Origin of the sequence: Comamonas kerstersii, assembly GCF_002056725.1 — a bacterium.
GTDB lineage: Bacteria > Pseudomonadota > Gammaproteobacteria > Burkholderiales > Burkholderiaceae_C > Comamonas > Comamonas kerstersii.
Map to the genome: position 1 here is coordinate 278426 of NZ_CP020121.1, position 21114 is coordinate 299539.

The 21114-nt window shown below is 61.0% G+C and carries 17 protein-coding genes; 9 read left to right on the plus strand and 8 right to left on the minus strand.

Going from position 1 to position 21114, the window contains the following annotated elements:
- Positions 1 to 38: 38 nt before the first annotated feature.
- From B5M06_RS01305 to B5M06_RS01330, 6 genes are all read right to left on the minus strand, one after another.
- Positions 39 to 1829, minus strand: a complete 1791-nt coding sequence (locus tag B5M06_RS01305) for an acyl-CoA dehydrogenase (protein WP_054065886.1) — start codon at positions 1827 to 1829, stop codon at positions 39 to 41.
- Between the two features lie 69 nt (positions 1830 to 1898).
- Complete coding sequence (locus tag B5M06_RS01310; RefSeq protein ID WP_054065887.1) at positions 1899 to 3047, minus strand: ABC transporter substrate-binding protein; 1149 nt, start codon at positions 3045 to 3047, stop codon at positions 1899 to 1901.
- Between the two features lie 178 nt (positions 3048 to 3225).
- Positions 3226 to 4158 carry an electron transfer flavoprotein subunit alpha/FixB family protein gene (locus tag B5M06_RS01315; RefSeq protein ID WP_054065888.1) on the minus strand — a complete coding sequence of 311 codons (933 nt, stop codon included), beginning with the start codon at positions 4156 to 4158 and terminating at the stop codon, positions 3226 to 3228.
- A gap of 154 nt (positions 4159 to 4312) precedes the next feature.
- Entirely contained in the window at positions 4313 to 5062 is a 750-nt protein-coding gene (locus tag B5M06_RS01320) for an electron transfer flavoprotein subunit beta/FixA family protein (protein WP_054066177.1), read from the minus strand.
- 207 nt (positions 5063 to 5269) lie between these two features.
- On the minus strand, positions 5270 to 6052 hold the full coding sequence (locus B5M06_RS01325; RefSeq protein WP_054066704.1) for an enoyl-CoA hydratase: 783 nt from the start codon (positions 6050 to 6052) through the stop codon (positions 5270 to 5272).
- Between the two features lie 3 nt (positions 6053 to 6055).
- Entirely contained in the window at positions 6056 to 7009 is a 954-nt protein-coding gene (locus B5M06_RS01330) for a histone deacetylase family protein (protein WP_240183977.1), read from the minus strand.
- A 115-nt stretch (positions 7010 to 7124) separates the two neighbouring features.
- Here B5M06_RS01330 and B5M06_RS01335 point away from each other — a divergent pair, with 115 nt between their 5' ends.
- From B5M06_RS01335 to B5M06_RS01355, 5 genes are all read left to right on the plus strand, one after another.
- Complete coding sequence (locus B5M06_RS01335) at positions 7125 to 8042, plus strand: AAA family ATPase (protein ID WP_054066706.1); 918 nt, start codon at positions 7125 to 7127, stop codon at positions 8040 to 8042.
- Positions 8042 to 9070 carry a DUF58 domain-containing protein gene (locus tag B5M06_RS01340; protein ID WP_054066707.1) on the plus strand — a complete coding sequence of 343 codons (1029 nt, stop codon included), beginning with the start codon at positions 8042 to 8044 and terminating at the stop codon, positions 9068 to 9070. Before B5M06_RS01335 ends, B5M06_RS01340 begins: the two co-directional genes overlap by 1 nt.
- 50 nt (positions 9071 to 9120) lie before the next feature.
- Positions 9121 to 11127, plus strand: a complete 2007-nt coding sequence (locus tag B5M06_RS01345) for a transglutaminase TgpA family protein (protein ID WP_054066708.1) — start codon at positions 9121 to 9123, stop codon at positions 11125 to 11127.
- Entirely contained in the window at positions 11124 to 12308 is a 1185-nt protein-coding gene (mltB, locus tag B5M06_RS01350; protein WP_077344722.1) for a lytic murein transglycosylase B, read from the plus strand. Before B5M06_RS01345 ends, mltB begins: the two co-directional genes overlap by 4 nt.
- A 147-nt stretch (positions 12309 to 12455) precedes the next feature.
- The gene (locus B5M06_RS01355; protein ID WP_054066709.1) at positions 12456 to 13667 is read left to right on the plus strand and encodes an ABC transporter substrate-binding protein; all 1212 of its coding nucleotides are present in this window, start codon (positions 12456 to 12458) and stop codon (positions 13665 to 13667) included.
- Positions 13668 to 13817: 150 nt separating this feature from the next.
- Here B5M06_RS01355 and B5M06_RS01360 read toward each other — a convergent pair whose 3' ends face one another.
- Positions 13818 to 15464 (minus strand): acyl-CoA synthetase, encoded by a 1647-nt coding sequence (locus B5M06_RS01360; RefSeq protein ID WP_054066710.1) that lies wholly within the window; start codon positions 15462 to 15464, stop codon positions 13818 to 13820.
- A gap of 417 nt (positions 15465 to 15881) precedes the next feature.
- Between B5M06_RS01360 and B5M06_RS01365 the strand changes: the two genes are divergently transcribed.
- Together B5M06_RS01365 and B5M06_RS01370 are read left to right on the plus strand one after the other, a co-directional pair.
- Positions 15882 to 16898 (plus strand): cytochrome-c peroxidase, encoded by a 1017-nt coding sequence (locus B5M06_RS01365; protein WP_054066711.1) that lies wholly within the window; start codon positions 15882 to 15884, stop codon positions 16896 to 16898.
- Between the two features lie 199 nt (positions 16899 to 17097).
- Positions 17098 to 17520, plus strand: coding sequence for a Fur family transcriptional regulator (locus B5M06_RS01370; RefSeq protein WP_054066712.1), 423 nt, complete (start codon positions 17098 to 17100; stop codon positions 17518 to 17520).
- Positions 17521 to 17993: 473 nt separating this feature from the next.
- Here the strand turns inward: B5M06_RS01370 and queG are convergent, their stop codons facing one another.
- Positions 17994 to 19049, minus strand: coding sequence for a tRNA epoxyqueuosine(34) reductase QueG (gene queG / locus B5M06_RS01375; protein ID WP_054066718.1), 1056 nt, complete (start codon positions 19047 to 19049; stop codon positions 17994 to 17996).
- A 12-nt stretch (positions 19050 to 19061) separates the two neighbouring features.
- Here queG and tsaE point away from each other — a divergent pair, with 12 nt between their 5' ends.
- Together tsaE and B5M06_RS01385 are read left to right on the plus strand one after the other, a co-directional pair.
- Positions 19062 to 19574 (plus strand): tRNA (adenosine(37)-N6)-threonylcarbamoyltransferase complex ATPase subunit type 1 TsaE, encoded by a 513-nt coding sequence (gene tsaE / locus B5M06_RS01380; RefSeq protein WP_054066713.1) that lies wholly within the window; start codon positions 19062 to 19064, stop codon positions 19572 to 19574.
- The gene (locus tag B5M06_RS01385) at positions 19571 to 21010 is read left to right on the plus strand and encodes an N-acetylmuramoyl-L-alanine amidase (protein ID WP_054066714.1); all 1440 of its coding nucleotides are present in this window, start codon (positions 19571 to 19573) and stop codon (positions 21008 to 21010) included. The genes tsaE and B5M06_RS01385 overlap by 4 nt, the downstream gene beginning before the upstream one ends.
- Positions 21011 to 21114 lie beyond the last annotated feature (104 nt).

Genomic DNA, 21114 nt, shown 5'->3' on the forward strand with positions numbered 1-21114 from the left:
GAGTGACAGTGCCTGAGGCTCAGACTGTCACACGGGTGTCAGAACGCTTCCAGCGGCAGTGCACAGGCGCTTTCGCCGCCCAGCAGGATGCTGTCGCGCAGGCTGGCCGTACGGGTCAGAATGTGCTCGCCATAGAACTGGGCGGTGGCAATCTTGGACTGCATGAATGGCACGTCCTCGCCCTGTGCCAGCTTGTCCTGCGCCACCAGCATGGCACGGCCCATCTGCCAGCCCGCCATGAGATTGCCTGCCAGCATCAGGTAGGGCACGCTGCCTGCGTACACGGCATTGGGCGATGCCTTGGCCTTGCCCACCACAAAGTCCACCACCTGCAGGAAAGCTTCACGTGCTGACTGCAGGCGATCCGCCATGGACAGCGCTGCTGCCGAGCCACTGGCACGCAGTTCAGCTTCGGTCTTGGCAATCTGCGCGGCAATCGCCTTGGCGTTCTCGCCGCCATCGCGGGCGGTCTTGCGGCCTACCAGGTCATTGGCCTGAATGGCGGTTGTGCCTTCGTAGATGGTCAGAATCTTGGCGTCGCGGTAGTACTGGGCTGCACCGGTTTCTTCGATAAAGCCCATGCCGCCATGCACTTGCACGCCCAGGCTGGTTACTTCCAGGCTCATCTCCGTGCTGTAGCCCTTGACCAGCGGCACCATGAATTCGTAGAAGGCAGCGTTGGCCTTGCGCACTTCGGCATCCGGGTGGTGGTGGGCAGCGTCATAAGCCGCCGCTGCCGTGCTTGCCATGGCGCGGCAGGCTTCGGTCACGGAGCGCATGGTCATGAGCATGCGGCGCACATCGGGGTGATGGATGATGGCGGCACTGCCTGCCACGCTGCCATCCACAGGGCGGCTTTGTACCCGGTCACGCGCATACTGCACGGCACGCTGGTAGGCACGTTCAGACACGCCAATGCCCTGCAGGCCGACGCCGTAGCGGGCGGCGTTCATCATGATGAACATGTACTCCAGCCCCCGGTTTTCTTCGCCCACCAGGTAGCCAATCGCACCACCGTTGTCACCGTACTGCAGCACAGCCGTGGGCGATGCCTTGATGCCCATCTTGTGTTCGATGGATACGCAATGCACATCGTTGCGTGCCCCCAGACTGCCATCGTCATTGACCAGGAACTTGGGCACGACGAACAGGCTGATGCCCTTGACACCTTCCGGCGCACCGGCCACGCGGGCCAGCACCAGGTGGATGATGTTTTCAGCCATGTCGTGCTCACCATAGGTGATGAAGATCTTGGTGCCAAAAATCTTGTAGGTGCCATCGGGCAGAGGCTCCGCCTTGGTGCGCACCAGCGCCAGATCCGAGCCAGCCTGGGGTTCAGTCAGGTTCATGGTGCCCGTCCACTCGCCCGAGACCAGCTTCTCCAGGTATTTGGCCTTGAGTGCATCGCTGCCTGCGGTCAGCAGTGCTTCGATGGCACCGTCGGTGAGCAGCGGGCACAGTGCAAAGCTGATGTTGGAGGCATTGAGCATTTCCACACAGGCTGCGCCAATGGTCTTGGGCAGGCCCTGCCCGCCAAAGTCCACAGGGTGCTGCAAGCCCTGCCAGCCGCCTTGCACGTACTGCTGGTAGGCCTCCTTGAAGCCAGGCGTGGTCACAACCTTGCCTTCGGCAAAGCTCGAAGGCTGGGTATCACCGGGCACGTTCAGCGGCTCAATCACGCCTTCGCAGAGCTTGGCGCTTTCTTCCAGCACGGCCTGGGCGGTTTCCAGGCTGGCGTCTTCAAACCCGGGAATCTGTGCCACCTGTGGCAGATTGGCCAGGTGCTCCATGCAGAACAGCATGTCTTTGACAGGTGCGGTAAAACTCATTGTCTCGTCTTTCTTTTATATAAAAAATGGCAGGAAACGCAGATGAAATCTGCGCTGACAGCTACATTTTTATTGGGTTACCCGACCCTGGGCATTGACAATGCTCAGGTCTACGAATTTGGATCCCACCTGCGCACCGGGCCGAAAATCCACCCAGTAGCCGCCCAGATCCACCGGCCCCAGACTGCGCAAGCTGCTGCTCAGCTGCTCAGCCGTCAATGGAGCCGTGCTGCGGCGCATGGCTTCCACCAGCACCTTGGCATTCACAAAACCTTCCATCATGGCGTAGCTCACGGGCTGCTGTTCTTCGCCCCCGTTCTGGCGCACCAGATCACGAAACTCCTTGCTGAGCTTGTTGTTGGAACGGTAGGGGTTGGGCACCACCTGTGCAATCGACACCCCACGCATCAGCTCCACCGGCAGACGCACCGCCAGCTGTTCAATATCGGCACTGGAGATGGCGTAGATCTGCGCAGCCCCACCCTCCAGTCGATAGCGCTCCAGGAACCCGGCTGTCATGGGACTGGAGGCCACCACAATAATGGCCTGTATGTACGGCTGCGCCTTCTGCAGGCTATCCACATCAGAAGCCTGCCCCACTCTGTGGCCCTGCATCTTCATGCTGGTCACCAGACGGGCGCCAGCATTGGCTACCGTCTCTCGCACCAGCTGCTCCAGTGCCTGGGCTTCTTCAGGTTCACGGTCGTCATACACCAGCGCCAGATCCAGCAGCCCCAGCGTAGCCAGATGCCTGGCAATTTTTTCCAGCTCCTGCGGCAGCCCGGCACGCGTACTGAACATCTGAGGCGCATTCAGCACCTGCATGTCTGTGCTCTGAAAGCCCACCACACTGATTCTGTGCTGCGCCAGCAACTGGCTGTCCAGCAGATGACGCAGATTGCGGTTACCAAAATAGCCAGCCAGCGCCACGGGCTTGTAGTCCTGCAGCAGCGTTCGGGTCTGCTCTACCGTGGTTTCCGGCACGCCGCGATCATCGGCCGTGACCAACTTGAGGCGTTCGCCATGCACTCCGCCGCGGCGGTTGACCTGGTCGAAATACAGTCGCATGCCCTGCGCATAGGCCTTGGTCTGCACAGCGGACGCCCCCGTAAACGGCCCCACCTGCCCAATCACCCAATCGGCATATGCCAGGGTGCTCCCCCAGGTACCAACAGCCAGCAAGCAGCTGGCGAATATGCGTGAACCCAGTCCTCTCATGCTTGTGTGTCTCTTGTTATGTACTTGCTGATTCATGTTTCGGGAGATCAGCTCTGCCCGTCGCCCCCTCGAAGTTCTGCTCGCCAGCATGAGCTGTCATGCGCTGTCCAATGCAGCCGGGGGCATCTGAGGCTCTAATGCAAAAAGGAGGGCAAACCCTCCTTTTATTCCGCACGATTTACAGCGCCTGCACCAGTGCAGGAACTGCCTCGAACAGGTCTGCTTCCAAACCATAGTCCGCCACCGAGAAGATGGGAGCCTCAGGGTCCTTGTTGATGGCCACGATGACCTTGGAGTCCTTCATGCCTGCCAGGTGCTGGATCGCGCCCGAGATACCGGCTGCGATGTACAGCTGAGGTGCCACGATCTTGCCAGTCTGGCCCACTTGCAGGTCGTTGGGGGCGTAACCTGCATCCACGGCTGCACGGGAAGCACCAATGGCCGCGCCCAGCTTGTCGGCCAGCGGGGTGATGACTTCGTTGAACTTCTCGGCCGAGCCCAGCGCACGACCACCGGAGACGATGATCTTGGCGGCCGTCAGCTCAGGGCGGTCGCTCTTGGTCACTTCACGGCCCACAAAGGCGCTCTTGCCCGAATCAGCCACAGCCGCCACGGTTTCAACGGCTGCAGAGCCGCCGGTAGCAGCGGCAGCGTCAAAGCCGGTGGTACGCACGGTGATCACCTTGGTGGCGTCAGCAGATTGCACGGTGGCAATGGCATTGCCTGCGTAGATGGGGCGCTCGAAAGTATCAGCAGAGATCACAGCAGTGATGTCGCTGATCTGGGCTACGTCCAGCTTGGCAGCCACGCGGGGGGCTGCGTTCTTGCCGGAAGCAGTGGCAGGGAACAGGATGTGGCTGTAGTTGCCGGCGATGGCCAGCACCTGTGCAGCCAGGTTCTCCGCCAGGCCGTCCTTCAAGCTTGCGCCATCGGCGTGGATGACCTTGGACACTCCAGCGATCTGGGCAGCAGCAGCGGCTGCAGCAGCGGCGTTTTCACCAGCCACCAGCACGTGCACATCACCACCGCAGGCCACAGCAGCCGTGACGGTGTTCAGGGTTGCGCCCTTAATGGAGGCGTTGTCGTGTTCAGCAATAACGAGGGAAGTCATTTCAACTCCAAAATTCTTTACGTTCTTACGAAGTCCGCGAACGGGCATCGACCTTCAAAACCCGCACGTCTCAAAGCCAGAGACAGCGAGCTAGGGCCGCCCCGACGCGAGGCTGTCGTCCCCCTTGGGGGAAGACGCGAAGCGGCTCAGGGGGTTAGATCACTTTCGCTTCGTTTTTGAGTTTTTCTACGAGCGTTGCAACATCGGGCACCTTCACACCAGCGCCACGCTTGGCAGGCTCTGCCACCTTCAGGGTCTTGATGCGGGGGGCCACATCCACGCCCAGGTCTTCAGGCTTGACGGTGTCCAGCTGCTTTTTCTTGGCCTTCATGATGTTGGGCAAGGTCACGTAGCGGGGCTCGTTCAGGCGCAGGTCGGTGGTGATCACTGCAGGGGTGGACAGGCTCAGGGTTTCCAGGCCACCGTCCACTTCGCGGGTCACGTTGACCTTGTCGCCAGCCACTTCCACCTTGGAGGCAAAAGTAGCTTGTGGCAGGTCTGCCAGCGCCGCCAGCATCTGGCCTGTCTGGTTGCAGTCATCGTCAATGGCCTGCTTGCCCAGAATCACCAGGCCGGGTTGCTCCCTGTCCACCAGGGCCTTGAGCAGCTTGGCCACGGCCAGGGGCTGCAGCTCTTCATTGGTTTCCACCAGGATGGCACGGTCCGCACCAATGGCCATGGCCGTGCGCAGGGTCTCCTGGCACTGGGTCACGCCGCAGGAGACAGCGATCACCTCGGTGACCACACCCTTTTCCTTCAGGCGCACGGCTTCTTCGACGGCAATCTCGTCAAAGGGGTTCATGCTCATCTTGACGTTGGCGATGTCCACGCCTGTGCCGTCGGACTTCACGCGGACTTTGACGTTGTAGTCCACCACGCGCTTGACTGGGACCAGTACCTTCATGCTGCAGCTCCTTGGGAATCGGTGAGATTGCAAATGGTTGAAATTGACGTTGACGTAAATTGTCATGCATTCTATGTGGCACTGCAGCAAAAAACTGTACAGCGCGAACCAATGCAGCAACTCAAAAAAGAACGATCGTGCCATTTTATGCACGCATCGTCTTGCAAACAGAGTTATTTCACGCGAACTAGGTAGATTCCCTAGTCATCAGATTGCACCGCGCCAGTGCGGCTGACGCTTTTGCGCAAAAGCCTGTGCACCTTCCTGGGCATCGGCATCCATCATGTTGCAGGCCATGGTTTCACCAGCCAGTGCATAAGCTGCATCCAGCCCCAGTTCACGCTGGCGGTACATCAAGGCCTTACCCATGCGCACAGCCGTTGCTGGCTTTTGCACGATGGACTGCAGCAGCTGTTCCACCTGCGCATCGAGCTGCTCTGGCGGCACGGCACGGTTGATCAAGCCACGTGCCTGCGCTTCTGGTGCACCAATGAAGTCGCCCGTGAGCAGCATCTCCATGGCGTGCTTGAAGGGCACGTTGCGCACCAGCGGCACGCTGGGCGTTGCACAGAAAAGGCCATAGTTGATGCCACTGGTGGCAAAACGCGCCTCGGTACTGGCCACCGCCAGATCGCACTGCGCCACCAGCTGGCAGCCTGCTGCCGTGGCAATGCCCTGCACACGCGCAATCACCGGCACGGGCAGGCGCGTAATGCTCAGCATCATGCGCGAGCACTGTGCAAACAGTTGCTGGTAGTAGCTCAGTTCGGGGTGTGCAGCCATGTCCTTGAGGTTGTGCCCGGCACAGAAGGCCTTGCCATGGGCAGCCAGCACCACCGCACGCAGCTGCTCATCCAGCGCCAGGGTGTCCAGCGCATGCTGCAGGGCCTGCAGCATCTCCTGCCCCAGCGCGTTAAAGCGGGCGGGATCATTCAGGGTCAGCGTGACCACACCACGTGCGTCACGGCTTTGCAGCAAGATGTCACTCATGATTTACAGATCAGCAAGTACGCGAAGATGTGCCTCCACACTGCGCGACAGAGGCCCCATCATGTAGCCGCCTTCCAGACAGGACACGACACGTCCGTGACAGAAGCGACGCGCCACATCCTTGATGCGCTCGGTCAGCCAGATATAGTCGTTCTCGGTCAGGTTGAGCTGCCCCATGTCGTCATCGCGGTGGGCATCAAAACCGGCGCTGATGAAAATCATCTCGGGCTTGAAGGCTTCCAGTCGCGGAATCCACAGCATCTCGACCAGCTCACGGATGTCCATACCCTTGGTATAGGCCGACACCGGAATATTGAGCATGTTGGAAGCCGGGTCCTTGTCTCCGCTGAATGGGTAGAAGGGGTGCTGAAAAAAGCTCACCATCAGCACGCGGTCGTCACCGGCCAGAATGTCTTCCGTGCCATTGCCATGGTGTACGTCAAAGTCCACAATCGCCACGCGCTTAAGATGGCGGCGCTGCAGCGCATGCAGGGCAGCAATGGCAACGTTGTTGAAAAAACAAAATCCCATGGCCTTGTTGCGCGTGGCATGGTGACCGGGGGGGCGAATGGCGCAGAAAGCATTTTCCAGCGTGCCATCGAGCACTGCATCGGTCGCTGCCACGGCTGCACCGGCCGCATGCAGCGCAGCAGTCAGCGTGTGTGCATTGATGGCGGTATCGGTATCGATCTGCGTATATTCAGGGCCACCTGCCGCCTGCTCTTCCACCAGCCGATCCGTGAGCCCACGCAGCGCTGCCACATGCATGCGGTCGTGCGCCAGTTCCACATCCCCTATCGCAGCCTGAGGTGCTTCCATGCGTTCCACACCATCAAACACCCCCGTCATCAGCAGACGATCTTCAATGACGTCCAGACGCTCGGGGCTCTCGGGATGCCCCGCTCCCATTTCATGCCGCCAGCACGCACGGTGAGAAAAATAGCCTGTCTTCCCCACGTTTCTTGTCCCCTGTTTTTTTAGGTGTCGCTCACACTGCTGTCGATGCCGCGTGGCTCATCACCCGCCGTCATTCATCCAGTGCACAGCGCTTATCAGCGTCTACGTTTTGTCTATGCATTCGCACCACATTCGCTCGCTTCTGAACCAGCTTAACACGGTCCTCGTTGGCAAAACACAGCAAGTACAAGACTGTGTCGTATGCCTATTGGCAGGCGGTCACCTGCTCATTGAAGACTTGCCTGGCGTGGGAAAAACCACGCTGGCACATGCCCTGGCGCACAGCTTTGGCCTGCAGTTTGCGCGGGTGCAATTCACCTCCGACCTCATGCCCAGCGACCTGACTGGCGTGTCCGTCTACGACCGGGGCAGCGAAGGCTTTGTCTTTCATCCAGGCCCGCTGTTCACCCAGGTGCTGCTGGCCGATGAAATCAACCGCGCCAGCCCCAAGACGCAGAGTGCGCTGCTGGAAGCCATGGAAGAAAAGCAGGTCTCCGTCGAAGGCAAGACCCACACCCTGCCTCAGCCGTTTTTTGTGATTGCGACACAGAATCCGCTGGAGCAACTCGGGACCTACCCGCTACCCGAGAGCCAGCTGGACCGTTTTTTGATGCGCATCAAACTTGGCTACCCCGATCGCCAGGCCGAGCTGCAGCTGCTGGCCAACCACGGCCACCGCAGCATGGTGGATGCGCTGCCTGCACAAGTCACACTCGATGAGCTGCGCAGCCTGCAGCAAGCTGTGCTGCACGTCCATGCAGCGCCTGCACTGCTGCATTACATCCAGGATCTGCTCGACGCTTCGCGCAGCGGCCAATGGTTTGTGCAGGGCCTATCGCCACGTGCAGGCATTGCCCTGCTGCGTGCTGCCAAGGCACATGCGCTGGTGCTGGGGCGCGACTATGTCTCGCCCGACGATGTACAGGCTATCTTTGTACAGACCATGGCACACCGCCTGCATGCCGTGGCCAACGCCGGGCGAGGCACGGTAGAGCAAGTGCGTGCCATGCTGCAGGCCATCGCCATTCCGTGATGCCACACGCCCCACACCCCACACGCAGCCGCTGGCGGCAGACCCTGCATGACTGGGCAGCACGCCGCCAGCGCCCCCACCCTCTGCACACGCTGCAGCAGCGCAATATCTATGTGATGCCCTCTGCGGCAGGCTGGGCACTGGCTGCCACACTGATGGTGCTGCTGGTGGCCAGCATCAACTTTCAGCTCAATCTGGGCTATGCCCTCACCTTTCTGATAGCAGGCAGCGCACTGGCCAGCCTCTGGATGGGGCACCGCAATCTGCGCGGCCTGCAGCTGCGGCTGGACAGCCTGCAGCCCGTCTTTCAGGGCGAGCGCGCCCACATTCCCGTGCTGCTGCAGATCCACCAAGGACAGCGGGCGCGCCATGGCCTGTCTCTGGCGCTGGACCGGCTGCATGGACCGCTGGCCTGGGCGCATACCGATGTCGCACCCGGTCAGACAGCGCGCGTAGAACTGGGCTCCGTGCCCCACCTGCGCGGCTGGCACCAGGTGCCCCGGATTCTGCTGGAAAGCCGTTTTCCACTGGGCGTCTTCCGGCTGTGGAGCTACTGGCAACCCGATGACCGAGTGCTGGTCTACCCCGCCCCCGAAACGCCCATGCCCCCGGTTCGCTTTGGGCAAGCCAATGCGCATGGCTCCGCCCCCATGCAGCACAGCGGCAGCAGTGAGTTCGACGGCGTGCGCAGCTACCAGCGCGGCGATGCCATGCGCCAGGTGGTATGGAAAAAAGCCGCCACGGCACTGGCCTCTGGCAGCGGAGAACTGGTCGTGCGCGACAGTGCCCGCACCTCCACCCACACGCTATGGCTGGCGGCCCATGCCACCGGCCTGCACGACCCCGAGGCACAGATTGCCCGGCTCACCGCCTGGGTGCTGTTTGCCCATGCGCAGCAATGGTCATGGGGACTGGTGCTGCCCAGTGGGCAACGCATTGCACCCGCCGGAGGCAGCGCACATTTGCACACCTGTCTGGCCGCGCTGGCGGTGGATGGCACGCACGCTGCCACAACCAGAAAAATATGAACAAAAAACCACGCCAACGCTTGATACACCTGCCCTGATAGCTATAAATCATGAAGCAATACCTCACCACCATGCCACGCGAAACCCGTGACACCCTGCTGGTGCTGGGCGTGGTGATACTGGTGCTGCTGCCCCATCTGGCTTTTCTGCCGTGGTGGGTCAGTGCGCTGGCGCTGCTCATCCTGACATGGCGACTGGGCACGGTACTGCGGGGGCAGGCTCTGCCACGCAAATGGCTGCTCAACACGCTGCTGGTGCTGGCCGTCGCAGCCACCGCTCTGCAGTACCGCACCATCGTCGGGCCTGAAGCCGGCGTGGTGCTGATTTTGCTGCTGCTCGTGCTCAAGACGCTGGAGGTCCGTGCGCGGCGCGACGCCATGGTGATCTTCTTTCTGGGCTTTTTCACGCTGCTGACGCTGTTTCTGCAGTCGCAATCGCTGCTGATGGCCTGCGCCATGCTGCTGGCGGCCTGGGGGCTGCTGGCCGCGCTGGTCAACGCCCATATGCCTGCAGGCTACCCGAGCCTGGGGCAGCTGCTGCGCACCTCCGGGCTGCTGATGCTGCTGGGCGCCCCTGTCATGCTGGTGCTGTTTCTAAGCTTCCCGCGCTTTGGGCCGCTGTGGGGCCTGCCTGCGCAGGAAAGCAAGGCCAGAACCGGGCTGGGCAATCAGATCACCGTCGGGCAGGTGGCAGAGCTGGCGCAGGACTTCAGCGTGGCCCTGCGCGTGCGCTTTGCACTGCCCGATGGGCAGACGCCCCCGCAGCACCTGCTGTACTTTCGCGGCCCTGTGCTCAGCCATTTTGATGGCCGCCAGTGGCAGACAGGCAGTGACGAAGCCCCCATGCGCCCCAGCCAGCAGGCCACCGGTCTGGGCCAGGCCGTGCCCTATGAGCTGACGCTGGAACCGCACCACCAGCGCTGGCTGCTGACGCTGGACGCCACGCTGCAGCAGCCAGACATGCCACGGCGGCGCATGCTGCAGACCAGTGATCTGCAATGGCTGGCCTGGCGCCCCATCACCGATGTGCTGCGCTACCAGGCCCAGGCCCATCTGCATTTTGTCTATGGCCAGCAGCTGTCTGCCTGGCAGCGCAAGCCCTACCTGCAGCTGCCTGCAGACCTCAACCCGCGCACCCTGGCCTGGGCACAGCAGCTGCGCGCACAGCACGGTGCGGACGACATGGCCATCATCCAGGCCGCGCTCACGCAGCTGCGCCAGGGGGGCTACACCTACACACTCAGCCCCACCGTGGTCAGCAGCCCGCACACGGCCGATGCCTTCTGGTTCGATACGCGCGATGGCTTCTGTGAACACATCAGCTCTGCCTTTGCCGTGCTGATGCGCGCTGCGGGCATTCCTGCACGACTGGTCACGGGCTATCAGGGCGGAGAGCGCAACCCGGTCGATGGCCTGTGGACGGTGCGCCAGAGCGATGCCCATGCCTGGACCGAAGTCTGGCTGCCCCAAGAAGGCTGGCTGCGCATTGACCCGACCACAGCCGTGGCCCCCTCCCGCACCGAGCAGCTGCAGCGCCTGAGCCCGCCAGCCACACCACTGAATCAAGCCATGGGCCGCGTCATGGGCTGGGATGCCATGCAGCAGCTGCGAGCACAGTGGGAAGCCATCAACCACCGCTGGAACGACTGGGTGCTGAACTACACCCGTGGCGATCAGGCCCAGCTGCTGCAGCGCCTGCAGCTCAGCCAGAACCTTGCCGTAACCCTGGCCACCGCACTGGGATGTGGCATGGCCCTGTTGCTGGCATGGCTGGGCCTGCAGCGCTGGCGCCAGCACTACATCGCCGATCCCTGGCAGCGCCTGATGCACCGCGCACGCCGCAGGCTGGCGCAGGCGGGCATTGCCCATGCGGACAGTCTGGGCCTGCAGGCGCTGGCACGCGCAGTCCAAGCACAATGGGGGGATGATTCGCGCCCACTGCAACAGTGGCTGCAACAGATGGAACAATGGCGCTACGCACCACATGATGCGCAGACACCCAGTCTGCGCACATTGCAGCGCCATTACCGCGCATTGATCTGGCCCCGCACTTCATGAAACGCCTGCTTTCCCATTCGCTTCTCCTGGCCCTTGCCGCATGCTGTAGCTTTCACATTCCGGCTTTCTCGCAAAACAGCGCCACCAAGCGCACCAGCATGCAAACGCCCTATGGCCAGCGGGCGGATGCACAGCAGTGGGCTGAAGACATGGCGCAGCGCCATGGGCTGGACCCCGCATGGGTCAAGGCACAGCTGGCACAGGCGCGCTTTCTGCCGCAAGTGCCCAAGCTGATGACGCCAGCGCCCAAGACCCGCACCACGGCACGCGACTGGGGCGACTACCGCCGCCGCTTTATCGACCCCGTACGCATTCAGGCCGGTGTGCGCTTCTGGAACGAAAACGCCGACACCCTGGCACGTGCCGAGGCTCAATACGGTGTGCCTGCGTCCATGATCGTCGGCATCATTGGTGTGGAAACCATTTACGGCCGCCACATGGGCAATCTGCGCGTGCTCGACAGCCTGAGCACCCTGGCCTTTGACTTCCCACAGGCCCACCCGCGTGCGGCCGAGCGCCAGCGCTACTTTCGCGGCGAGCTGGAGCAGTTTCTGCTGATGATGCACCAGGCTGGCACGCCCACCACCGGCCCGCGCGGCAGCTACGCCGGGGCCATGGGGCTGGGCCAGTTCATGCCCAGCAGCTGGGCACAGTGGGCGGTGGACTTTGATGGCGATGGCCGTATTGACCTGTTCAACAGCCCGGCCGATGCGATTGGCTCCGTGGCCAACTACTTCAAGGCCCATGGCTGGGTACCCGGCATGCCCGTGTGGTACCCCGCGCGCTTTCAGGCAGAGCAGCTCGATTTGCCGACCCTGCTGGCACCCGACATCCTGCCCAGCTTTACCCCTGCGCAGATGCTGCGTCTGGGCGTACAGCCTGAAGGCGGCATGGGGCATGAAGGACTGCTGGCCCTGATTGAGCTGAAAAACGGCGAAGATGCGCCCAGCTACATCGTGGGCACACAGAACTTCTACGCCATCACGCGCTACAACTGGTCGAGCTACTACGCAGCCGCCGTGCACGATCTGGGCGAAGAAGTCGCCGCTGCACGCCAGGGCAGCGTGCCCGGCATTGTGCTGCCCGTCATGGCACCACAGGCGGAAAGTCCTGTGAGCCCCATGAACCCCACCAGTGCTGACAGCCCCGTGGGCCGCATCACCATCCGCGAGCATTCGTGATGCCTTCATGCGCAATGACAGCTTGCGCACTTGCGCAAGCGGATCAACCTGCACAAGGCGTGCAATCCCTGCGGGGGATGCTCCTAGTAGCAAGCCAGGCCTGAAATACGCACGCTGTATGTCTTCACTCACCTCACGGAGACAGGCATGCAACGCTGGAAACTTTCCCCCTTGTCACTCGCCTTCTGCGCACTGGGTCTGCTGGGCAGCGCCGCCCACGCCCAGTTCAAGGAGCCAGACGTCGTCAAGATTGGCTTTATCACCGATATGTCCAGCCTCTACGCTGACGTGGAAGGCAGGCACGGTGCCACGGCCATACAGATGGCCATTGATGACTTTGGCGGCAAAGTACTGGGCAAGCCCATCGAACTACTGACGGCCGACCACCAGAACAAGGCCGATATTGCCGCCAGCAAGGCCCGTGAATGGATTGACCAGCAGAACATCAGCCTGGTCTTTGGCGGCACCAACAGCGCCACGGCACTGGCCATGGCCCAGGTAGCGACCGAGAAAAAACGCGTCTTCGTGGACAACGGCGCGGGCACTTCCGTGCTGACCAATGAGCAGTGCAGCCCCTACATCGTGCACTACGCCTTTGACACCGTGGCCCTGGCCAAGGGCACGGGCAAGGCCGTGGTGGAAAACGGTGGCAAGACCTGGTTCTTTCTGACGGCCGACTACGCCTTTGGCCATGCGCTGGAAGCAGACACCACCAAGATCGTCGAAGCCAATGGCGGCAAGGTGCTGGGTGCGGTCAAGACGCCGCTGAACGCCAGCGACTTCTCCAGCTTCATGCTGCAGGCCCAGAACTCCAAGGCCCAGATCCTCGGCCTGGCCAATGCAGGGGGCGACACAGTCAACTCCATCAAGGCTGCCAAGGAGTTTGGCATTGACAAGGCGATGAAGCCCGTGGGCCTGCTGATCTTCTTCTCCGACATCCACAGTCTGGGCGTGAAGAACACCGCGGGTCTGCAGTTCACCACCAGCTGGTACTGGGACATGAATGACGAAAGCCGCAAGTTTGCCGACAAGTTCATGGCCAAGACCAAGCGCCGCCCCAGCGAAATCCAGGCCGCCGACTACTCGGCCACCATGAACTACCTCAAGGCCGTAGAAAAAGCGGGCACGCTGGAAGCCGACAAGGTCATGGCTGCGTGGAAGGACATGGAGATCAACGACTTCTTTGGCAAGGGCCGCATCCGCCCCGATGGCCGCTATGCCCACGACATGTACCTGATGGAGGTGAAGTCCCCCGCCGAATCCAAGGGCACCTGGGACTACTACAAGCTGGTCAAGACCCTGCCTGCCGAGGAAGTCTGGACCACCAAGGAAGAAAGCAAGTGCCAGTACTGGAAGTGAACTGAACGCTTCAAACCACAAAAAAATGCAGACCTGGTGTCTGCATTTTTTATAGCTGCCTGCGCTGATAAATCTTTCAATTCAGATACTTTTATCTCCAAAAACCTTGATAAATCAGCGCAAACAGCTCTCTTTTTAGAAGTTCCGGCTTCAGGCCGCAATCGCCTTGGCCGAGCCGACCTGCTTGCGCAGCTCAAACTTCTGGATCTTGCCCGTGCTGGTCTTGGGCAGCTCACCAAACACCACGGCACGCGGCACCTTGTAGCCTGCCAGATGCTGCTTGCAGTGGGCAATGATATCCTGCTCCGTCACCTCAGTGCCAGGCTTGATTTCGAGGAAAGCGCAGGGTGTCTCGCCCCACTTTTCATCCGGCTTGGCCACCACTGCAGCTGCCAGCACAGCGGGGTGGCGGTAGAGCACGTCTTCCACCTCAATCGAAGAGATGTTTTCACCGCCCGAGATGATGATGTCCTTGCTGCGGTCCTTGATCTGGATATAGCCATCGGGGTACTGCACGGCCAGGTCTCCGCTGTGGAACCAGCCGCCACGAAAAGCATCGTCCGTCGCCTTGGGGTTCTTGAGGTAGCCCTTCATGGTGATGTTGCCGCGGAACATGATCTCGCCCATGGTTTCGCCATCCATGGGCACGGGCTGCAGGGTTTCGGGGTCCATCACGCGCACTTCACGCTGCAGGTGGTAGCGCACGCCTTGACGGGCGTTCAGCCGCGCGCGCTCGCCAATGTCCAGCTGCTGCCAGGCTTCGTGCTTGGCGCAGACCGTGGCGGGGCCATAGGTTTCGGTCAGGCCATACACATGGGTCAGATCAAAGCCCATGGCTTCCATGCCTTCAATCATCGAAGCCGGTGGCGCAGCGCCGGCCACCATGGCCTTCACGCCTGCAGGAATGCCTACCTTGAGTTCGGCCGGTGCATTCACCAGCAGCGACTGCACGATGGGCGCGCCGCAGTAGTGGGTCACGCCATGGTCGCGGATGGCATCAAAAATCGCCTTGGCTTCCACGCGGCGCAGGCAGACGTTCACACCCGCACGCGCTGCCACGGTCCAGGGAAAGCACCAGCCATTGCAGTGGAACATGGGCAGCGTCCACAGATAGACGCTGTGCTTGGGCATGTCCCACTCCAGCACATTGCTGATGGCATTGATGGCCGCGCCGCGGTGGTGATAGACCACGCCCTTGGGGTTGCCCATGGTGCCGCTGGTGTAGTTCAGCGCAATGGCGTCCCACTCGTCTTCCGGCATTTCCCAGGCAAAGTCGGCGTCACCCTGGGCCACAAAGTCTTCGTAGCTGATGCTGCCCACCTGCGTGGCAGCAGGGCCGTAGAGTGCATCGTCCACCTGAATCACCAGCAGCGGCTCGGTGCAGGTGCGCAGCTTCAACGCCTTGGCAATCACACCGGTGAACTCGGGGTCTACGATCAGCGCCTTGGCTTCGCCATGGTCCAGCATGAAAGCCAGTGCCTCGGCATCCAGACGGGTGTTGAGCGTGTTGAGCACGGCACCAGCCATGGGCACGCCGAAGTGGGCTTCCACCATGGGCGGCGTGTTGGGCAGGATCACGGCTACGGTGTCGTTCTTGCCAATGCCTGCCTTGCGCAGGCTGCTGGCCAGCTGGCGGCAACGCGCATAGGTCTGGCCCCAGGTCTGGCGCAGATCGCCATGTACGATGGCCAGCCGCTCGGGGTAGACGCTGGCCGTGCGCTCGATAAAGCTCAGTGGGGTCAGTGCGGCAAAGTTGGCCGCATTGCGGTCCAGATTCTGGTCGTATTTGCTTGTCATCTCCCTGTTCTCCTGTGTGTTTTCTGGATGATGAAAACCCATCTCGATGAGTCCCCCATACTTTCCCTAATGCGGCCGCTGAACAACATCCGCAAATACCCGCTGGTGCTACCTCTTTCTTTTGATATGTCGCAATACCAGTCGTTACAGCATCGAGTGAAATGGGATCACCATCTGGACTGGTTCTAAAGCAGGCCGTGTAGTGCGATACCTTCAGGGCCACGCATGAACTCGGTACAGGTGGTCGTGCCCTGTTTACCCAGGCGCCGCTTACACCACTGGGCAGGCCGCAGGTTTGCACTTGAGATTTGAGACGAGGGGTAAAGCCACAGGCTTTGCAACGAGGTATCAAGCGTGGTGCTTGCAGCGCTCAACAGAGCATGCCCTCAAAAAAGTACAAGTGCTTTGGAGCCACGCATGAAACTGAAACTCCGACCTCTCGTTGCTGCCGCCATGGTGGTTGTAGGTTTTGCTGCCGCCCCCAGTTGGGCACTGCAGCCTAACAACGAGCCCATCTCCCCCATTGAACCCGCCAAGGTCACCAACCCTGCCATGGTCGAGCTGGGCAAGAAGCTGTGGTTTGATCCTCGACTGTCCAAGTCTGGCTTCATCTCCTGCAACTCCTGCCACAACCTGTCCATGGGTGGCAGTGACAACCTCAAGACCTCCATCGGCCACAACTGGGCGGAAGGCCCCATCAACTCGCCCACGGTGCTCAACTCCAGCATGAACGTGGCCCAGTTCTGGGATGGCCGTGCAGGCAGCCTGAAAGAGCAGGCCGGTGGCCCCATCGCCAACCCCATGGAAATGGCCTTCACGCACGAGCTGGCCGTGGACATGCTGAACTCCATCCCCGGCTACCAGGCGGAGTTCAAACAGGTATTCAAGAAGGACAAGATCGACATCGACCAGGTGACCAATGCCATCGCCGCCTTTGAAGAAACCCTGGTGACCCCCAACTCCCGCTTTGACAAGTGGCTCAAGGGCGACCAGACCGCGCTGACCAAGGATGAACTCGAAGGCTATGTGCTGTTCCGCGACAGCGGCTGTGTGGCCTGCCACAACGGCGTGGCCGTGGGCGGCAACTCCTTCCAGCGCATGGGTCTGGTGGAACCCTACAAGACCGACAACCCCGCTGAAGGCCGCGTGGCTGTGACTGGTGCCGATGCCGACCGCTTCAACTTCAAGGTGCCCACCTTGCGCAACGTGGAGCTGACCTACCCCTACTTCCACGATGGTGCAGCTGGCACCCTGAGCGAAGCTGTGGACACCATGGGCCGCATCCAACTGGGCAAGAAGTTCACACCCGAAGAAAACGCCAAGATCGTGGCCTTCCTGAAAACACTGACTGGCGATCAGCCTCAGTTGACCATGCCTATCCTGCCTCCTTCGAGCGACAAGACACCTCGTCCTGAGCCTTTCGCCAAGAAGTAAGGCAGCCTATTCACCAGGCCCTGCGCCTGGTGTCTGAGACGCTATGACAAAACCGCAAAAGCTGTGCACCACATGCTTTTGCGGCCATTGTTTTCCCGGGCCACATGCCTATTCAGACGGGAGCGCATGCCAAGCGGCAAGAGCCCACCGCAGCCCAGCCTTCAGCATGCCCCCTGTTTTCACCAAGGGAAAAAACACCATGCATTCCACACCAGCACCACTTTCTCTGCCAGAGCGCCTGCGCGCCGCTGGCATTCTGCCCACGCGCCAGCGACTGGCGATTGCGCAAGTGCTGCTGCAGCAGCCCGTGCACATGTGTGCTGACGAGGTGCTGCTGGCCGCGCGCAAGATCTTGCCCACGCTCTCACGCGCCACTGTCTACAACACCCTGCCCGTGATGGTGCAAGGCGGTCTGCTGCGCGCACTGCGCATGGATGCAGAGCGCATGATTTATGACTCCCGCGTCGAGGCCCACTCGCACATCTACCATGAGGACACAGGCATGGTGCAGGACCTCGATGCCAGCGAACTTTCGCTGCCGCATATTCCCTCCCTGCCATCGGACCTGGAAGTCGTCGGCTATGACCTCATCGTTCGCGTGCGAAAGCACACCACCCACTGAGCGAAAACCCTTAAAAACCCATCAAAGCTCTCAGACTTTCGGAAAAACTTCAGAAAACTTTTTTATTTCAGTAATTACTAAAATCAATAAATAATCATTAAAAACAATGTATTAAACAAGATTCACCCTCACCTGCCGGCTTAGAAAATTCAACCAGAACAAGTCTTCTATAAGACATCTTTTATGAAATAAAAATTTCCCGCACACAGTCGCAAATCCTTCCTACAATCCTGCCATCAACTCGCAAACAAGCCCTGCACTTCCAAGTGCATTTCACATGTTTGCAAGCTGGTAGGAACAACAGAGGAAACGCTCTGAGACTCATCAGAGCGGAGGAGACCAGGCCTGCACCATGCAGGCCTTTTTTTGTCTGTGCAATTCAAAAACAATAGCTACCAGCGCTTGCCAACAAAGCAATTCAGAATCAAAAGACTCTGAAAGCAAACAGAATCAAGCGCAAGCCGCTCTTGTTTTTATTGGTTTGCCTGCGCCAGCGCCCATTGCACATGCTCGCGCACGATCTCGCTGTCATGGCTGGCACGTTGCTGCAATGCGGTCTGGATGGCTGCCCGGTCATCGGCAGACAGCGCCGTAGTCAACGCATTGCCCATGGCCACGGCAATATTGCGCAGCCAGCGCACATGGCCAATGCGGCGAATCGGGCTGCCCTCGGTGCAGCGCAAAAAGGTGGCCTCATCCCAGCTGAACAGCTGCACCAGGGTGCTGCCCACCATGCCACCACGCACATCAAAGTCCGGCAGGCTGGCGCGCTGGGCAAACTTGTTCCAGGGGCAGGCCAGCTGGCAGTCATCACAGCCGTAGATGCGATTGGCCAGCAGCGGCCGCAACTCCAGCGGGATGGGACCGTCATGCTCAATGGTCAGATAGGAAATGCAGCGCCGCGCATCCACGCGATGCGGCGCGACGATGGCTCCCGTAGGGCAGGCGTCCATACAGCTGCTGCAGCTGCCGCAGTGCGCCGTGACGGGGGCAGTTTCCGGCAGCGCCATGTCCACATAGATCTCGCCCAGGAAAAACATGGAGCCCGCATCGCGGCTGAGCACCAGGGTGTGCTTGCCGCGCCAGCCCTGGCCGCTGCGCCGGGCCAGTTCGGCCTCCATGACCGGGGCGGAATCCGTAAAGGCGCGGTGGCCCATGGGGCCCAGCTCCTGCGCAATGCGCTCGGCCAGCTTCTGCAGGCGGCTGCGCAGCACCTTGTGGTAATCCCGCCCACGGGCATAGACCGAAACAATCGCTTCCTGCGGCCTGTGCTGGCGCGCCCATTCCACGGTCTGCCAGTCATCCAGCGTGTCGCGCGGCAGGTAGTCCATGCGGGCGGTAATCACACTCACCGTGCCCGGCACCAGCTCCGCCGGACGGGCGCGCTTGAGGCCATGGGCGGCCATGTAATCCATACTGCCGTGAAAACCTGCGGCCAGCCATTGCAGCAGCCCGTCCTCACAAGACGACAAATCCACGCCGGAAACGCCAATTTGGGAAAATCCCAGCTCGCGGGCCCAGTCCTGCATCAAAGGAATCAATTGACTGCTGCAAACCATAACCCACCGATTGTAGAAAGCACCATGCAAGACGAGCGCGTACTGACCTGGCAAGACGAGACAGCCACTGCGGCTTTTGCGGCCGAACTGGCTGCCATGCCCGAGGTGCGCAATGCCTACATCACGCTGCACGGTGACCTGGGCGCAGGCAAGACCACGCTGGTGCGCCACCTGCTGCGCAGCCTGGGGGTGCAGGGCCGCATCAAGAGCCCGACCTATGCCGTGGTGGAGCCACACGAAACGCCGCAGCTGAACATCTGGCACTTTGACTTCTACCGCTTTGACGACCCACGCGAATGGGAAGATGCGGGTTTTAGAGATATCTTCGCCAGTGAAGGACTGAAACTGGCAGAATGGCCGGAAAAAGCTGCTTCGCTGACTCCACCAGCGGATCTAGCTATCTATATTGAAGCAATTGACGAAACACAACGCCGTGTCACTTTGCGCACCAGCACAGAGCGTGGACGGCACATGCTGCAGCACTGGTCACAATGAGCGAAGACGCCGCGCACCCCCTATTTACCGCTTACCGACCTAACCGACGCACCCTGCTGCAAGCTGGCAGCCTGGCCCTGCTGCTGGCCGGCAAACAGCACCTGGCCTTTGGAGCCACCATTGTGGCCGTTCGCGTATGGCCGGCCGAAGACTACTCCCGCGTGACGCTGGAGTCCGATGTGCCGCTGTCTGCCAAACAGACGCTGGTGGATGACCCGCCACGTCTGGCCGTAGACATCGAAGGCCTGCAACTGAACGGCGAACTCAAGGAGCTGGTCGCCAAAGTCCAGCCTGACGATCCGAATATTGCGGCCATCCGCGTCGGCCAGAACTCGCCCACCGTGGTACGCCTGGTGATAGACCTCAAGCAAAAGGCCGTGCCGCAGGTGTTTTCGCTCAAGCCTGTGGCCAGCTACAAGCACCGCCTGGTGTTCGACCTGTATCCCGCCACGCCAGTAGACCCGCTGGAAGCCCTGATTCAGGACCGCCTGCGCGATGCAGCAGACCCAACTGCGCCTGCCCCCAGCGCATCATTGCCTGCAGACAGCGATGATCCGCTGGCTGACCTGATTGCCAAGCACAGCGGCCCGGACACCCCCGCCGCGCCTGCTCAGCCTCCGGCCGCACCAACCCAGCCCAGCGCCCCTGCGGCGCCCCCAGCGCCAAGCACAGCCAAAAAGCCTGCGAAGACACCAGGCAATGCCACCAAAACCGATCGCATCATCATTGTTGCGCTGGACCCTGGTCATGGAGGCGAAGACCCGGGTGCCATCGGCCCCAAGGGCACGCGGGAAAAAGACGTGGTGCTCCGAATTGCCAAACAGTTGCGCGATCGCATCAACAAAAGCTCTGTGGGCGGCAACCCCATGCGTGCCTATATGACACGTGATGGCGACTACTTCGTGCCCCTGGGCACACGCGTGCAAAAAGCGCGTCGCGTGCAGGCGGACCTGTTCATCAGCATCCACGCAGACGCCTTCACCCGGCCCTCTGCCGCCGGTGCCAGCGTGTTTGCCCTGAGCCAGAAAGGTGCAACCAGCACGGCAGCGCGCTGGCTGGCGAACAAAGAAAACCAGGCTGACCTCGTCGGTGGCCTCAATGTGCGCAGCCAGGATGCTGCCGTGCAGCAGATGCTGCTGGACATGAGCACCACCGCCCAGATCAACCACAGCCTCAAGCTCGGCACCGCACTGCTCACCCAGCTGGGCAGCTTTGCCAAGCTGCACAAGCCACGCGTGGAGCAGGCAGGCTTTGCCGTGCTCAAGGCGCCAGACATTCCCAGTGTGCTGGTGGAAACGGCCTTCATCAGCAACCCCGGCGAAGAGCAGAAGCTACGCAGCCCGGCTTACCAGGCCAAGCTGGCCGATGCACTCATGAAAGGCATCCTGCAGTACTTTGCCAAGCACCCACCCATGCCGCGTTCACGCTCCATCTGACGGAACGTTGCAACCGCCCTCCCCAAAACCCACGCCTGAAAACGTGGGTTTTTTGCATCTTGCATCCATGCTTTCTCCTCCCGCACGGCTTGATGCAAGACGGC

Excerpts from the sequence above, each read along its gene's own strand:
- B5M06_RS01305 (WP_054065886.1), bottom strand. The coding sequence starts at position 1,829 with ATGAGTTTTACCGCACCTGTCAAAGACATGCTGTTCTGCATGGAGCAC.
- B5M06_RS01310 (WP_054065887.1), bottom strand. The coding sequence starts at position 3,047 with ATGAGAGGACTGGGTTCACGCATATTCGCCAGCTGCTTGCTGGCTGTT.
- B5M06_RS01315 (WP_054065888.1), bottom strand. The coding sequence starts at position 4,158 with ATGACTTCCCTCGTTATTGCTGAACACGACAACGCCTCCATTAAGGGC.
- B5M06_RS01320 (WP_054066177.1), bottom strand. The coding sequence starts at position 5,062 with ATGAAGGTACTGGTCCCAGTCAAGCGCGTGGTGGACTACAACGTCAAA.
- B5M06_RS01325 (WP_054066704.1), bottom strand. The coding sequence starts at position 6,052 with ATGAGTGACATCTTGCTGCAAAGCCGTGACGCACGTGGTGTGGTCACG.
- B5M06_RS01335 (WP_054066706.1), top strand. The coding sequence starts at position 7,125 with ATGCATTCGCACCACATTCGCTCGCTTCTGAACCAGCTTAACACGGTC.
- B5M06_RS01340 (WP_054066707.1), top strand. The coding sequence starts at position 8,042 with ATGCCACACGCCCCACACCCCACACGCAGCCGCTGGCGGCAGACCCTG.
- B5M06_RS01345 (WP_054066708.1), top strand. The coding sequence starts at position 9,121 with ATGAAGCAATACCTCACCACCATGCCACGCGAAACCCGTGACACCCTG.
- mltB (WP_077344722.1), top strand. The coding sequence starts at position 11,124 with ATGAAACGCCTGCTTTCCCATTCGCTTCTCCTGGCCCTTGCCGCATGC.
- B5M06_RS01355 (WP_054066709.1), top strand. The coding sequence starts at position 12,456 with ATGCAACGCTGGAAACTTTCCCCCTTGTCACTCGCCTTCTGCGCACTG.
- B5M06_RS01360 (WP_054066710.1), bottom strand. The coding sequence starts at position 15,464 with ATGACAAGCAAATACGACCAGAATCTGGACCGCAATGCGGCCAACTTT.
- B5M06_RS01365 (WP_054066711.1), top strand. The coding sequence starts at position 15,882 with ATGAAACTGAAACTCCGACCTCTCGTTGCTGCCGCCATGGTGGTTGTA.
- B5M06_RS01370 (WP_054066712.1), top strand. The coding sequence starts at position 17,098 with ATGCATTCCACACCAGCACCACTTTCTCTGCCAGAGCGCCTGCGCGCC.
- queG (WP_054066718.1), bottom strand. The coding sequence starts at position 19,049 with ATGCAGGACTGGGCCCGCGAGCTGGGATTTTCCCAAATTGGCGTTTCC.
- B5M06_RS01385 (WP_054066714.1), top strand. The coding sequence starts at position 19,571 with ATGAGCGAAGACGCCGCGCACCCCCTATTTACCGCTTACCGACCTAAC.